Source organism: Streptomyces panacea (assembly GCF_040560175.1).
GTDB classification, from domain to species: Bacteria; Actinomycetota; Actinomycetes; order Streptomycetales; family Streptomycetaceae; genus Streptomyces; species Streptomyces panacea.
Genome location: NZ_JARJHW010000184.1, coordinates 1 through 14342, shown reverse-complemented (window position 1 = coordinate 14342; position 14342 = coordinate 1). Strand labels below are relative to the sequence as shown.

The following is a 14342-nucleotide window of genomic DNA, read 5'->3' as shown; positions in this document are numbered from 1 at the left end:
CGCTTCCAGCCTGGCCGGGAGGGTGGGGCGGTCGCCGGAGCGGCACTGGGTGAGCAGTCGGTGGCGGATGCTCTCCGGCAGCAGCGGACAGGCGGGCGGGGGCGGCGCGGCGCTGTCCGGGGCGCTCAACCGCCGGGCCTGGGCGCGCCAGTGCCTGGCGTCGCTGAATTCGGCGCGCCGTCCGTGAGCGAGGGAGAGGCAGAAGGCGGCGGTCCGGTTGCCGCCGCCCGCGGCGAACTGCCACCAGAACTGGGCCCCGTCGTGATCCCGGGTCAGATGGAGCAGCGCGGCGAAGACGACCGCGCCCTCGGGGTCGGGCCGGTCGTCATCGGCCAGACGTGCCAGGGCGGTCGCCGCCTGAGGGCTGTCGACGATGAGGGCGACCGCGAGGTCGAGATCGCGTGCGGCCTGCTCGTGCGCGGCGGCGGAGCGCGGGACTTCGGGGGCGGAGCGGGGGCCGGGTACGGAGTCGGAGTCGGGTACGGAGCCGGCGCAGGGTCCGAGGCCGGGACCGGGTGAGCCGGCCTTGGCGTTGACGCGTCGCCGGGCGGCTTCGGTGTCGTAGTCGGCGTAGGTGTCGGCGAGGACCTCTGCCTGGTCCAGCAGGTCTCTGATGGAGGCGGGGTCGTTGGTACGCACGTCTACTCTTCCGTCTCGGCCGGGTCGATGTCCACGTTCAGCTCGCGCGCCAGGCGTCGGCGTGCGTGCCGTACGTGGGAGCGTACGGTGGCGAGTTCGATGCCCAGGTACTCCGCGACGTGCTCCTCGTCGTCGCCCAGGACGAAGCGCAGCACTATGACGTCGTACTGACGCTCGGGCAGGCCCGCGATGGCCCCGTACAGGCCGAGTTCGCCCTCCAGGACGGCGAACTCGTCGCGCGCCTCGTCCTCGTGCCGGAGGAGTTTCCCGATGGCCGCGTGGAAGGCCGCCGTGCCCACCAGGAGCGGTCGCTGTCCGCGCTCGTCCAGCCAGCGGTGGACCTCTTCCTTCAGCAGCGACCACGCGTACCGGGACACCGACTCCTGGGCCAGTACGTACTTCCAGTCGCGCTTGAGGCGCGCGCAGGCGGTGTCCACCACGGTCTCGGCCGCCGGGCGGCTGCCGACCTGGGTGTGGGCGTAACGCATCCACAGCCGGCGGTGGTGGTCGTGGAAGGCGTCGAAGGTCAGTCCCAGCCTTCCCTGCCGGGCGTCCCGCGCGTCCCGGGGCTGGTTCGCGTCAACACCGCGTGCCTCGGGAGAAGGAGCAACCATCACGTCGTATCGGTCCTTACGTCGACCCGCGAGGATCCGAACGGCGGCTCCCCCCACCACCACAACTTCCGGATCGAGTTCCACACATGTCCTTGGGTGTCCGCTCGCCGCGCGGCACCACGGCGGAGGGCGTCGGGCGGAGACTTCGCGTCTCGGTCGTCAGCCAACCGGAGGATGGCCTTTCTTCGCAGCCCATCCCCCAACTTCCTTCACTGGCAGCAATAGTATGACTACTGAGGCGGTCGGGGGGTGGACTTGGCGTCATATCCCGGCGGTCGTCCCATGCGGGCGGTGGGAAGTGAACCGCGGTGACCAGGAGGCGCGTCGGCACGGCGCGCACCCGGCCCGATCGAATACCGGCGAACCCCTGGGGGCGTGGCATGGCGGACAACGGCACGGTGGACCTGAAGCTGGATCAGGCGCATTCGGCCCGCATGTACGACTACTACCTCGGCGGCACCACGAACTTCCCCGCCGACCGGGAGGCCGCCGGCAGAGCCCTCGCCGCCTTCCCCTCCATCCTGGCCACCGCGCGTATCAACCGGCGCTTCCTGCGCCGCTCCACGCGGTTCCTCGCGGAGCGGGGCATGACGCAGTTCTTCGACATCGGCACCGGCATCCCCACCTCCCCCAACCTCCACGAGGTCGCCCAGGAGGTCACCCCCTCGGCCCGCGTCGTCTACACCGACAACGACCCGATCGTCCTCGCCCATGCCCGGGCACTGCTCCACAGCCACTCCGACGGCCACACCGCGTACGCCCACGCCGATGTCACCGACCCCGTCGAACTCCTGGCGACACCGGAGATATCGGGCACGCTCGACTTCACCCGGCCCATCGCGCTGAGCCTCAACGCCCTGCTCCACTTCATCACCGACGACCGCGTCGACGGCGGCGCCCACGGCATCGTCGAACACCTCAAAGCAGCGCTCCCCTCGGGAAGCACCCTCACCATCACCCATGTCACCCCCGACTTCGACCCGGAGGGAATCGCCCGCCTCACCGGTGCGTACCGGGCCGCCGGCACCCCCGGACAGGCTCGCCCCCACGCGGACATCGCCCGCCTCTTCGACGGCTGGGAACTCCTCGACCCGGGCGTCGTCCCCACCCAGCGGTGGCGCCCCACCCTCGAAGACCAGGCGGAGAACGTCACGGACGCGGAAGCCGCCTGCTACGCGGGAATCGCCCGTAAACCCTGACCGGGAACGCCGGCGCCCCAGGGACGGGCGGGGCGCATCGCCTCCGGTGCGCCGGAGCACTCCTCGAACCGGGCCGCTCACCTCCCCGGCCGGCACCAACCGCGTGCTGGCCGGTAGAGAGCTATGCGCGGCAGGGCACCCGCCTCTACCGTCGGGGCACCGTCGCGAGCCCGCCCACCCCCGGACCGGGCGACCCGTCCCAACTCCCCGCCCAGGAGGCTCCATGTCACCCCCCACCAACCGTCGTTCCAGAAGCAGGCTCGCCGTCCTGGCGATCGTCGCGGCCCTGGGAGCCGCCTCGTTCACCGCCCCTCCCCCGGCCCTCGCCTCCGGCAGCACAGCCGGCGAATCGGCCGACAGCGCGGCCGCCGAGGCGGACTACCTCGTCGGGCGCGGCATCGCCGACGTCACGGGCGAAGCCGCCGAGACCGGGATGATGGGCTATTCGAGCTTCGACCAGAAGACGTCCGGCATCCACCAGCGGCAGCGGTCACGCGCGTTCGTCGTCGCCGACCGGTCGACCGGCAAGCGCGTGGTGTACGTCAACGCCGACCTGGCGATGATCTTCCAGTCCGTGCGGCAGGGCGTCATCTCACGCCTCAAGGAGCGCTACGGCAGCCTGTACGGCGACGAGAACGTGCTGCTGTCCGCCACCCACACCCACTCGGGGCCGGGCGGCTACTCGCACGACGTCGCGTACAACCTCTCCGTGCTCGGCTTCCAGAGCGGCACCTACCGGGCCATCGTCGACGGCATGGTCGAGTCCGTCGTCAAGGCTCATGAGGATCTGAAGCCCGGCACCATCAGTCTGGGCACCGGCACGCTCACCAACGCCAGTGTCAACCGCTCCCGGACCGCCTTCGACCGCAATCCGGCGGCCGACCGGGCTGCCTTCCCCGGCGGCATCGACCCGGCCATGACCGTGCTGCGTTTCCGGCAGGGCGACAAGGACGCGGGCGCGATCAGCTGGTTCGCCACCCACAACACCTCGATCACCGGCAAGAACACGCTCATCAGCCCCGACAACAAGGGCTACGCCTCCTACGCCTGGGAGCACGACCTGGAGGGGGTGCGCTATCTCGACAACACCCCGGGATTCGTCGCCGCCTTCCCCAACACCAACGCCGGCGACATGTCTCCCAACCTCAACCTGAAGCCGGGATCCGGCCCGACCGAGAACGAGTTCGAGAACGCGCGCGTCATCGGTGAACGCCAGCTCGACAAGGCCCGCTCGATCTACCAGAACGCGAAGCCCGTCAGCGGCGGTGTCGACTCCCGGCTCAGTTACGTCGACATGGAGAACGTGACGGTGAAGGGGGCGTACACCCCGGACGGGCAGGAGCACCGCACCTGCCCCGCCGTCGTGGGCGCGTCCACACTCGCGGGCAGCGTCGAGGACGGTCCGGCGATCCCCGGCTTCGAGGAGGGCATGCGCACCCCCGTCGCCTCCATCATCGAGGCGCTGAACATCGACACCCCGGCCTGGCTCGCGACCTGCCAGTACCCGAAGGCGAGCCTGGTCCCCACGGGCCTGCTGAGCAACGTGTACCCCGTCACCCCGAAGATCCTGCCCCTGCAGATCATGAAGATCGGCGAGCTCCATCTCGTCGCGGGACCGGGCGAGTTCACCATCACCTCCGGACTGCGGGTCCGCCGCACCGTGGCGGCGCAGCTCGGTGTGCCGCTCGACCGGGTGCTGCTCCAGGGGTACGCCAACTCCTACAGCCAGTACGTGACGACACCGGAGGAGTACGACAGCCAGCAGTACGAGGGCGGTTCCACCCTCTACGGCCGCTACACGCTGCCCGCCTATCAGCAGGAGTACGCGCGGGTCGCGGCGTCCCTGCGTGACGGCACCGCGGTCGAGCGGGGCACGGCGCCGCCGGACGAGTCGGGCCGGCAGTTCAACTTCCAGACGGGTGTCGTGTACGACAACCCGCCCCCCGGCAGCGCGTTCGGTTCCGTTCTGACCCCGCCGGACCCGTCGTACGCTCGCGGCCGGACCGCGACCGTCGAGTTCGCCACCGGACACCCGAAGAACAACCTCCGCCGGGGTGGCACCTTCCTGGAGGTGCAGCGGCTGGTCGACGGGGCATGGGCGCGCGTGCTGGACGACGGTGACTGGCGGACGAAGTACCGGTGGACGCGGATCAACGGTCTCACCGGCACGTCGAAGGCCACCATCACCTGGGACATCGGCGCGGACACCGTTCCGGGTACGTACCGGGTCGTGCACCACGGCGACTCGAAGAACCTCCTCGGAAAGATCACGCCGTTCACGGGGACGTCTCCCGCGTTCACGGTGAACTGAGAGCCCGGACACCCCGGACACCCCCGGACTCCCGGGCGGCCGGGCCTGCGGCGTACTTCCGCCGTCGGCCCGGCCGTCGCGCGCGGATAGCCCGTTCGGCCGCCGCGCGGCCCCATCGCCCGCGATGAGAGCGGCCCCGGCGCCCGCCGCCCGCATGATGGGGCGGTGATCAGTGTCCTGTTCGCCGTACTGACCGCCATCAGCAACGGCTCGGCCTCCGTGCTCCAGCGGCGCGCCGCGTCCGCGGTGCCCGACTCCGAATCCCTCAGCCTGGCGCTGATCGGGCATCTGCTCCGGCAACGCGTCTGGCTGGCCGGTATCGCGCTGGTGATCGTGGCCGCGGTCTGCCAGGCGGTGGCGCTCGCGACCGGGCCCATCGCCGTCGTACAGCCGATCTTCGTCATCGAGCTGCCCATGACACTGCTGATCGCGAGCTACGTCTTCCGTTCCCGGCTGCCGCGCACCGCCTGGTACGGCGTGGCCGCGGTGACCCTCGGTCTGGCGGTGGGCCTCGGTTCGGCCGCGCCCACCGGCGGCAGTGAGACCGTGGCCGGTCTCTCCTGGGTCCCGGCACTGATCGTCACCGGGATCTTCGAGGCGCTGCTGATCGCCGCCGCGCGCCGGACCCGGAAGAACACGCGCGCCGCGCTGCTGGGACTCGCGGCCGCCTGCGCGTACGCCCTGACCGCCGCACTCCTCAAGGACGCCGTGGCCAGGCTCGACGCGGGGGCGGGGATCGCGACGTTCTTCGCCTCCTGGCAGCTGTACGCCACAGCCGTCGCCGGGATCGGCGCGCTGTTCCTCCTTCAGAGCGCCCTCCAGGCCGGCTCCCTGGTCGCGTCGCAGCCGATGCTGACGCTCGGTGACGCGCTGATCAGCATCACCTACGGCGTGACGCTGTTCGGCGAGAGCGTACGCACCGGCTGGTGGCTGCTGCCCGAACTCATCGCGGTCGCCCTGATCACCGCCGGCTGCCTCGAACTGGCCCGCTCCCCCCTGGCAGGCGGCACCTCCCCGCCCGAGCCCCGCACCCACTGACACCCCGCCGAGGTCCGAACGGTCCGGCCCCGGGCTCCTGTCCGGGGGGGGCGTAGACCTGGCTGTCGGGGAGCGCGTCCTTCGCGGCACCCCGCCGACAGCAGCGCCGTCGCTCCCATCGGTACCGGTCACCACGGTCCGGTGGCCGCCCGGGCGGTGAGCCCGACGCCGACCAGCAGGACGAGGCTTGAGGTCGCCACCGGGCCCCAACGGGCCAGTCTCCGCAGCCCCTTCCACCGGGTGGCCGCCACGGCGCGCGTGCTCCGCTCGACGTGGTCGCGCAGGCGGACCAGCAGCAGTCCGGCGAGGGTGAGCGTCCCGGCCATGCCGAGTCCGTAGCCGAGGACGAGGAGCACGCCGAAAGCGGTACGGCCCAGGGCCACGGCGCCGAGCAGGACGACCAGAGCCGACGGACTGGGGACGAGGCCGCCCGCGATGCCCATGCCGATGAGCCCACCACGGGTCGGGGCGGCGGGGTCCGTGTGCGTGTGGGTGTGGGTGAGCGGTTCGGTCTGGACGGGGGCGAGTACGGCGACGGCGGACGAACCGTCACCGAGCGGCTGCGGGTGCGGGTGCGGGTGCGGGTGATGGTGACCGTGACCGTGCTCCCCATGAGCGTGTTCGTGAGGCCCATGCCCGTGATGATGATGGTGGTGGTGGCCGTGAGTGGGCCCGCCCCGTACGGCGGAGCGCAGCAGCCAAAGCCCGATGCCCGTCACCAGCAGCCCGCTGGCCAGTCCGAGCCAGGTCAGCACGGTCTCGCCGGCGAGCGTCGTGGCGACCGGCAGCAGGAGCCCGAGGACGAGCACCCCGGCGGTATGGGTGAGGGTGACGGTCGCGCCGACGGTCACCGCGTCGCGCGGAGTGCCGCGCCGGCCCGCCAGATAGGCGGCCATGATGGTCTTTCCGTGGCCGGGCATGGCCGCGTGCGAGGCGCCGAGGACCACGGCGAGGAGCAGCGCCAACAGCCCTACCGGGACGGTGAGTTCGCGCGTACCGACGAGTGAGTCGAAGACGCCGGACAGCTTGTCCAGCGCGGCCGTGACGGGACCGGGGAGCACCTGCGCGCCGGGCAGCGCGGCGGCCCCCGCTGCCCCCTCGCCCGACCCGTCCGGCCCGCCCGGTTCCGTGCGCAGCTCGGCCGACCGCTGATCGAGCGGTGACGCCAGCGGGTCGGTCGGATACCGGCGCAGTTCGTCGGTGGCGGACGCCGCGGGCACGTCGCTCGCCTTCAGCGTGACGCCGCTGCCCCGCGCGGTGATCTCCTGCCAGCCGATCCGGCGGCTGTCGTAGGCGGTGCGTACCGTGACATCCGCCGCGCGCCGCAGATCCGCCGGGGCGGTGAGCGCGCAGCGGAGCCGGCTCGTACGGAGCCCGGCCTCGCCGGGGTGGTGGCTGAAGCCGCTGTCGCGGACGGTGAAGTCGAGCGCCGTACGGCCGTTCATGACCCGCAGTCCGCGGGCGGCGCTCGCGCAGGCCGTACGCGCGTAGGCCCGCGCCTCGGCGGCGTTCACGGCGCCGCTGCCGTCGATGTCGACGCCCGGCAGTTCCTGCGCGGCGGCGATCTCGGCGCGGTCGACCACGAGGAGGGCGTCGACGCGGTCGGTGTGGAGCGTGAGACCGGTGTGATGGTTGACCGTGAAGTTGCCGAGCGGGTGCGCGGAGGCGGCGGGCGCGGTCGCGCCCCCGGCGACGGCCGCGGCGGTCAGCAGGAGCCCGGCCGCGAGTGTGCGGCGCGATGTGAGGTTCATGAAGCGCCCTCGCTCCGGCCCAGGATCCGGTTGAGGGCGGTACGGGCGCGCGGTGCGTGCAGCGGGTGGAAGTACGGGTCGACGGCCAGGGCCTGTTCGAGGTCCTGGCGCGCCGCCGACGTGTCCCCGAGCGCGTCGTGGATCATCGCGCGGTGGTAGTGGGAGAGCGCGCCGCGCGTCCCGAGGGCGAGGGCGCGGTCGGCGTACGGCAGGGCTTCCGCGTCCCGCCCCGCCCGGTGCAACGCCCAGGCGTAGGCGTCCTGTACGGCGATGAACGGCCGGGCCTCGACGGCCGCGCGCCCCATCGTGACGGCCCGCGCGGCGTCGCCGTGATCGGCCTCGAAGAGGATCGCGTCCGTGTCGGCGGGGGCTCCGCCGGCCCGCCGCACCTGTTCCTGCGCGCGCAGGACGGCGTACTGCGTACGGGCCTCCGCGTCCCGCCCGAGGGACTGCTGGAGTTCGCCGAGGCCGAGGACGTACTGCGGAAGTGGGACGATCGCGACGGCCGTCGTGTAGTCCGCGACGGCCTGCCGGTCGTGGCCGAGCGCGGCGTGCGCGCGGGCCCGCGCCTCCAGCAGCGGCGCGTCGTCGCGGGCGCCGCGAAGACCGGCGGACGCCTCCCGCAGCGCGGTCCCGGCATCGCCCGACTCCTGTGCGAGCGTGGCGAGATGGAGCCGGGCGAAGGCCCGGTCGGACGGTGATGCCGCGTCGTCCAGAGCGCGCTTCATGAGAGCGCGGGCGCGCGGGACGTCGCCGCGCAGCTCCCAGGTGTAGGAGGCGCGGGCGAGCGAGGAGGTGTCGGGGCGCAGGTCGGTCATGCGCTGTACGGCGCGGTACGACTCCTCGTACCGCCCGAGTTGCGTGTACGCGTCGGCGAGCACCCCCTGCGCGGCGGCGTTCGACGAGTTGGTCGCGGCGGCCCTGCGACCCCAGGTCAGCGCGGTGGCGAAGTCGTGCCGCGCGGCGGCGAGCGCGCCCATGCCGGTCTCGGCCTGGTAGTTGTCACGCGGCTGGACCTTCAGCGACCTGCGGAGCGCGGACTCGGCCTTGGCGTAGAGGGCGGGATCCGCGGTGGTACGGCCCTGCTGGACGTACGCCATGCCCAACTGCGCCCAGCCGACGGGGTTCTCCGGCAGTCTGCGCAGGTCTGCTCGGAGTGCGGCGATCGATCCGCGCGGTGAACTCGCCCCGGGCCGCTCGTCCTTGGCGGTGTCGGGGTCCTGGTTCGGTGGCGAGAGCCCGATCGTGCCCGCGAGGAACAGCGCGGTGCCCAGGGCCACGGTGACGGCGGCGGCGCGCAGCTTTCTGCGTCCGGGGGGACGGGAGTTCGGGTCGGTGGCCGGATCAGCGGCCCGATCGGCGGCGGGATCAACGGCCGGATCGGCGGCGGGATCGGGGGTGCCGGTCTGCTGGGGCACGGTCCTCCTCGCGGAGCGCGTACAGATGTGGGGTGGGGTCCTGTGTCTGTGCGTGCGCGGTGTCGCGCTTGGCGGCCGGGCGGGGGCGGGGCCCCCCGTCCGGCCAGAGGTGGACCGGTGGTCGGCCGGTCATCCTTCGGTCAGTCGGTGCGTCGGTACATCAGGGCGGCGCCGCGGCGTACGGGCGCGGCGTCGCTGTGCGGGCTGTTCAGCCCGCGTCGGTGTTCCTGCGGCGCCACAGGCGGAAGCCGCCGGTGCCGAGCAGCAGTGCGCCCACGCCGCCGACAGCCGCGGCGTCGGTGGGGTCCAGCGAGTTGGACGCCTGGCCGGCGTCGGCCGCGCGGTTCTTCGCGCCCGACTTCGTGGTGCTCGGGAGCGCCAGGTACGGGAAAGTCTTCCCGAAGCGGACGTCGTTGGTGTCGACCTTGTCGCCCGCGGCCAGCGCGGGGACAAGCTTGCCGGTCTGCGCGGCGCCCTCGACGGCCTGGAGCGAGATGTCGATCGCGTCGTCGGCCAGCCGGCGTCCGTTGGGGAAGCCGGCCAGGTCACCGGCGAGCACACCGAGCCGCTGCGGCTTCTTGGCGGGCGCGACGCCCATGTTCAGCCGGAGTTCCTCGGCCGGGAAGATCCGGCCCGGGTCGGCGTCCTTGTTGAGCCGGTGCGCGTTCAGATCGGACTTGATCGGCCCGCACGCCTTGCAGATACCGGTCAGATAGATCTCGGCGAGGTCGTTTCGGGGCGTCTTGGGCGCGGGGATCCCGTACACCCGCTGGATCAGCTTCGGCAGGATCGGGTGGTAGACCTTGTCCACCACGGGCTGCACGGTCCGGTCCTGGTCCGGCGAGATCGAGTTGAAGGCGTCCTTGTACTTGAGCGGTACGACGACCTCGTTGACCAGCGGGTTGCCCAGGCGCGAGACCTGCCGGAGGTTGTCGCGGGTCTTCTTCCCGCCCCCCATGACGTCCGCACCCTCGCGGTCCGTGGTGGACCACACGCCGACGACGGGATTACGGGTCGCGTCGCCGCGCAGCGCCAGGAACTTCTTGGGCACCTGGAGGGCGACCGAGTTGACGTTGTAGCCGGCGAGGGTGTCCTGGCCGCGCTCGCTGAGGTCACCGCCGTACAGCAGGTCGAAGACTCGCAGATCGGCGAAGAACGGGTCCTCGGCCTGGCCCGCGAACGCCTTCGCGCCGCCGGGCACCTGGCGTACGGCCTGGGCGCGCAGGGCGCCGTAGTCGGGCATCGACGCCCTGCCGACGCGGGACGGCGCGACGGGCGCCTTCCGCAGCAGGGTGCGGGTACTGCCGCCCTCGGTGACCGTCAGGTCGTACGTCTGACGGAAGTTGAGGTTCGGGTCGTCGATCCTGCGCACCGGACCGGTGTTGTACAGGAACTGGTTCTCGGCGTCCCGTACCTCGTTGCGGAAGCGCCAGGTGTACGTGACGTCGGCGACGCCGTCACCGGTGTTGTCGATCTTGACGTTGTACCGGGCGTCGTCCGCGAACGCGTAGAAGTTCGGGCCGCCGTTGGGCTCCTCGAACGGGATCCAGTTCGCGACCAGGGTCACGGTGTCGGAGCGGTCCGGGCTGGTGAACGCGTACACGTCCGTGTTGTCGGCCCGAGGGTCACCGGCGGTCATGGGCGCCTCGCGGTGACTGGACGCGGCGCTGATGCCGGGCGCGAGGCTGAGCACGGCCAGCCCGGTGGCGAGCGCGCCGGCGCCGAGCACGACCAGGGAGTGATCGAGCGTGCGGCGCGAACGTGGCCGTGCGGAGGTGGTCTTCAAAAGTGTTCCTCTCGTCTGCGAACGCGCCTCCGGGCGTGGGGCGGGGCCGCACGACCGGAGGCGGGATTCAGCTGGCTGGTGTGATCGCCCGACCCGGCGGGCGGACACCGGTTGGTGTCCGGACGGCTTCCCCGAAGCCACGGGGTCGCGGTCCTTCGCCGGTCGGGGAGCACCGCGCGCCGGGAGCCCGGCACGCAGAAGGCAGACAAGCATGAGGAACAGGGAGCAATTGCTCATTTCTTCGGGCTCCGCGTTTCGGGTGCGCGCAGGCCCGGCGCGAAACCGCAGGTGGCAAGCGGTTGATGACGGTCGTGAACGTACGAAGAACGAAGCGCGACACGCGACGACGCGTTAGGCCGATCGGTTCGGCGGGGCCGCGCGGCTCGGCGACGGTTCGGTTTTCCGCCGCTCAACAGGGCCGCGCTCAGGGCCGAACTCGCGGCGTTGGCGGGGTAGCCACTCCCGCCGGTGCCTATCCCCGGCAGGGAGAGGCGGGGTTGTCGGGGGCGGCACATACTCAGTGCCATGAACGGAAAATCGCGTCTCGGGGAGTTTCTCCGGACACGGCGCTCGCAGCTGAATCCCGACGACGTCGAGGTGCCCACCTACGGGGAGCGCCGCCGCGTACCGGGGTTGCGGCGTGAGGAGTTGGCGCTGCTGGCGGGGGTGAGTGCTTCGTACTACACCCGGCTGGAACAGGGGCATTCGATGAACGCCTCACCGGAGGTGCTGGACTCGATCGCGCGGGCTCTGCGGCTGGACCGCTCCGAGCGTCTGCATCTGCACGATCTGGCCCGGTCGGCCAAGCCCCGCGGCCGGGGCCGGCGGCCCGCGCCGGAGCGCGTGACGAGGGCGACCGGTCAGCTGCTGGACGCACTGGCCGACGTTCCCGCGATCGTGGTCGGACGGTGCTCGGACGTCCTGGCGTGGAACCGGCTCGGCCACGCGCTGTTCGCCGGACACCTGGACCCCGGCGCCCCGGACCTGCCGGACCGGCGCCCCAACATGGCCAGGCTGGTGTTCCTCGACGCCCACACCCGCGAGCTGTACGCGCACTGGCCGAGCAAGGCCAGGGCGGTCGTGGGGAATCTGCGGATGGTGGCGGGCCAGTACCCGGAGGACTCCTCACTGCACACACTGGTGGGTGAACTGAGCGCGAAGAGCGAGGACTTCGCCTCGATGTGGGCCGACCACCGTGTCAAGTCCTGCGACCTCGCCGATTACGAGATGCGGCACCCGCTCGTCGGAACACTGACCGTCACCCAGCAGACCCTGGGCCTCGGGCCGGGCCCGAACATCGTGGTCGCCACCACCGAGGCCGGCTCCGCCTCTCGTACGACGCTGACCCTGCTCGCACAGGCCACCGCCGACGTCACCACCGAGGCCACCGCGCCGGCCGCCCCGTCGCGGCCGGAGACCCAACTCAGCGACAGCTGACCTCGTCACCCGACCCCGCCCGGTCTCGGGCGGGAGCCGTCCCACATCCCACACCCATATCCCTCATGCGTCGGCGTGCCGCTGCCGCATGCCCGAAAACAGCGAAGGCATCATGTCGAAGAAACTCTCCACCGCAATCGTCACCGCCGCCGTCACCCTCACCCTCGCGGCGACCGGCCCGGCGCCCGCGTCGGCCACGGCCTCGCCGGTCACCGTGGACCACGCCAGGATCGTCGCCCACTTCGACCTCGCCAAGGGCCGGATGCCGGAGAACATCGCCCTGTCCCCCGGCGGCACCGCGTACGTCACGTTCGCCGCCGCCCGCCAGATCGCCCGGGTCACCCCCGGAGGCACCACCCGGATCCTGGCCACACTGCCCGAGCCGGCCGACGGCGGCGTCCACACCCCGGTCCTCGGCTTTCCCCTGACCACCGGCATCGTCCGAGCCCACGACGGCACCCTGTACTTCCTGTACGCCACCGGTACCGACGACCTCACGGGCCTGTGGCGGCTGCGCCCCGGCGGCGAACCGCGGCGCATCGCCGCGCTGCCCGCCACCGGGCTCCCCAACGGCCTGGCCCTGGACCCCCGTACCCGCACCCTCTACGTGACGGACTCCGTCCTCGGCACCATCTGGCGCGTCCCCACCAGCGGCGGCACCCCCACCGCCTGGTCCACCGCTCCCGAACTGGCCTCCACCGGATTCCTCGGCGCCAACGGCCTGAAGATCCACCGGGGCGCGGTCTGGGCCACCAACCTCGACAAGGGCACCCTCCTGCGCATCCCCCTCCTCCCCGGCGGGCGCGCCGGCCAGGTGCAGACCCGGGCCACCGGCCTGACCGGCATCGACGACTTCGCCTTCACCGGCCACGGCGACCGCGTCCTGGCCACCCTCAACGGACCCGGCGAGGTCGTTCTCGTACCGGCCGACGGCCGCCGCCACACCACGGTGCTGAGCGCCGCCGACGGGCTCCAGAACCCCACGTCCGTCGCGCTGCACGGGGACACCGTCTACGTCCTGAGCGCCGCCTACACCACCGCCGAGGACCCCAACCTCATCCTCGCCCACCTGAACGACTGAGACCGCACCGCCCGCCCGTCCGTCTACCTGCCTGCCTGCCTGCTCGGCCGCCTGCTCGGCCGCCCGCCCGTCCGCATCGAAGAACAAGAACCCAGAACGGAAAACCCATGCCGCACACCCCGCACACGCGAGAGATCACCTTGGGCGACGTCACCGTCACCCGCGTCGAAGAGACGCACGGCCCGATCATGCCCGCGGAGCAGTTCTTCCCGGACCTGCCCGAGCAGGCGTGGAAGGACCACCGCGAGACACTCGTACCCGACCACTTCGGTACCGACGACACCATGGTCCATACCGCCATGCAGACCTGGGTGCTGCGCAGCGAGGGCAGGACCATCCTCATCGACACGGGCGTCGGCAACGACAAGTCCCGCCCCGCCGTGGCCGCTTGGGACCATCTGAGCCTCGACTACCTCGGCAATCTCGCCCACGCCGGTGTACGGCCCGAGGACGTCGACCTGGTGATCAACACGCATCTGCACGTCGACCACGTCGGCTGGAACACCCGGCTGAGTGACGGCACATGGATACCGACGTTTCCCAACGCCACCTATCTGATGGCCAAGGCCGACTTCGAGTTCTGGAACCCGGCCAACAACCCGAACGTCGCCGGCGGTGTCAACGAGAACGTCTTCGAGGACAGCGTCGCCCCGGTCCATGCCGCGGGCCTGGCCCAGTTGTGGGAGGGCAGCCACCGCATCGACGCCAACCTGTCTCTTGAAGCGGCGCCCGGACACACCCCCGGCTCCAGCGTCATCACCTTGGCCTCCGGGGCGGACCGGGCGGTGTTCGTCGGCGACCTGCTGCACACCCCGCTCCAGATCATGGAACCCGACCACAACAGCTGCTTCTGCGAGGACCCCGCGGGCTCCCGCGCCACCCGCCGCAGGATCCTGGGCTGGGCGGCCGACAACAACGCGCTGGTGGTCCCCGCGCATCTCAGTGGCCACGGCGCCGCCGAAGTGGAGCGCACGGAAGGCAAGTTCGCCATCAAGGGCTGGGCCCCGTTCACGCCGTACACCAACGACTGATACCTGCGAGCCGCGGAGAGGACAAGGCAGAACAGAG

The 14342-nt window shown here is 71.8% G+C and carries 11 protein-coding genes; 6 read left to right on the top strand and 5 right to left on the bottom strand.

Annotation, left to right across the window (positions count from 1 at the left end; all coding sequences use genetic code 11):
- Together P3L51_RS29960 and P3L51_RS29955 are read right to left on the bottom strand one after the other, a co-directional pair.
- Nucleotides 1-639 (bottom strand): glycoprotein (locus P3L51_RS29960; RefSeq protein WP_354608459.1); only part of this gene is annotated, 639 nt, incomplete at its 3' end.
- 2 nt (nt 640-641) lie between these two features.
- Complete coding sequence (locus tag P3L51_RS29955; RefSeq protein ID WP_354608458.1) at nt 642-1253, bottom strand: sigma factor-like helix-turn-helix DNA-binding protein; 612 nt, start codon at nt 1251-1253, stop codon at nt 642-644.
- A gap of 380 nt (nt 1254-1633) precedes the next feature.
- Here P3L51_RS29955 and P3L51_RS29950 point away from each other — a divergent pair, with 380 nt between their 5' ends.
- The 3 genes from P3L51_RS29950 to P3L51_RS29940 all read left to right on the top strand — a co-directional run bounded on the left by P3L51_RS29950 (nt 1634) and on the right by P3L51_RS29940 (nt 5801).
- Nucleotides 1634-2452 carry an SAM-dependent methyltransferase gene (locus P3L51_RS29950; RefSeq protein ID WP_354608461.1) on the top strand — a complete coding sequence of 273 codons (819 nt, stop codon included), beginning with the start codon at nt 1634-1636 and terminating at the stop codon, nt 2450-2452.
- A 223-nt stretch (nt 2453-2675) separates the two neighbouring features.
- The gene (locus tag P3L51_RS29945; protein ID WP_354608457.1) at nt 2676-4763 is read left to right on the top strand and encodes a neutral/alkaline ceramidase; all 2088 of its coding nucleotides are present in this window, start codon (nt 2676-2678) and stop codon (nt 4761-4763) included.
- A 165-nt stretch (nt 4764-4928) separates the two neighbouring features.
- Nucleotides 4929-5801: a DMT family transporter gene (locus P3L51_RS29940; protein WP_354608456.1), complete on the top strand. Its 873-nt coding sequence runs from the start codon at nt 4929-4931 to the stop codon at nt 5799-5801.
- Between the two features lie 128 nt (nt 5802-5929).
- Here the strand turns inward: P3L51_RS29940 and P3L51_RS29935 are convergent, their stop codons facing one another.
- From P3L51_RS29935 to P3L51_RS29925, 3 genes are all read right to left on the bottom strand, one after another.
- A complete protein-coding gene (locus P3L51_RS29935; protein WP_354608455.1) occupies nt 5930-7552 on the bottom strand; it encodes a nickel/cobalt transporter in 1623 nt (540 codons plus the stop codon).
- Complete coding sequence (locus P3L51_RS29930; RefSeq protein ID WP_354608454.1) at nt 7549-8970, bottom strand: tetratricopeptide repeat protein; 1422 nt, start codon at nt 8968-8970, stop codon at nt 7549-7551. Before P3L51_RS29930 ends, P3L51_RS29935 begins: the two co-directional genes overlap by 4 nt.
- 208 nt (nt 8971-9178) lie before the next feature.
- On the bottom strand, nt 9179-10756 hold the full coding sequence (locus P3L51_RS29925) for a DUF4331 domain-containing protein (protein WP_354608453.1): 1578 nt from the start codon (nt 10754-10756) through the stop codon (nt 9179-9181).
- Nucleotides 10757-11281: 525 nt separating this feature from the next.
- On the opposite strand from P3L51_RS29925, the gene P3L51_RS29920 reads away from it, so the two are divergent.
- The 3 genes from P3L51_RS29920 to P3L51_RS29910 all read left to right on the top strand — a co-directional run bounded on the left by P3L51_RS29920 (nt 11282) and on the right by P3L51_RS29910 (nt 14305).
- A complete protein-coding gene (locus P3L51_RS29920) occupies nt 11282-12193 on the top strand; it encodes a helix-turn-helix domain-containing protein (protein ID WP_354608452.1) in 912 nt (303 codons plus the stop codon).
- A gap of 88 nt (nt 12194-12281) precedes the next feature.
- Nucleotides 12282-13274 (top strand): SMP-30/gluconolactonase/LRE family protein, encoded by a 993-nt coding sequence (locus P3L51_RS29915; protein ID WP_435594558.1) that lies wholly within the window; start codon nt 12282-12284, stop codon nt 13272-13274.
- 107 nt (nt 13275-13381) lie between these two features.
- Nucleotides 13382-14305 (top strand): MBL fold metallo-hydrolase, encoded by a 924-nt coding sequence (locus P3L51_RS29910; RefSeq protein WP_354608451.1) that lies wholly within the window; start codon nt 13382-13384, stop codon nt 14303-14305.
- Nucleotides 14306-14342 lie beyond the last annotated feature (37 nt).

Bases quoted from the DNA above. Each gene is read 5' to 3' on its own strand.
- P3L51_RS29955 (WP_354608458.1), bottom strand. From the start codon at position 1,253: ATGGTTGCTCCTTCTCCCGAGGCACGCGGTGTTGACGCGAACCAGCCC.
- P3L51_RS29950 (WP_354608461.1), top strand. From the start codon at position 1,634: ATGGCGGACAACGGCACGGTGGACCTGAAGCTGGATCAGGCGCATTCG.
- P3L51_RS29945 (WP_354608457.1), top strand. From the start codon at position 2,676: ATGTCACCCCCCACCAACCGTCGTTCCAGAAGCAGGCTCGCCGTCCTG.
- P3L51_RS29935 (WP_354608455.1), bottom strand. From the start codon at position 7,552: ATGAACCTCACATCGCGCCGCACACTCGCGGCCGGGCTCCTGCTGACC.
- P3L51_RS29920 (WP_354608452.1), top strand. From the start codon at position 11,282: ATGAACGGAAAATCGCGTCTCGGGGAGTTTCTCCGGACACGGCGCTCG.
- P3L51_RS29915 (WP_435594558.1), top strand. From the start codon at position 12,282: ATGCCCGAAAACAGCGAAGGCATCATGTCGAAGAAACTCTCCACCGCA.
- P3L51_RS29910 (WP_354608451.1), top strand. From the start codon at position 13,382: ATGCCGCACACCCCGCACACGCGAGAGATCACCTTGGGCGACGTCACC.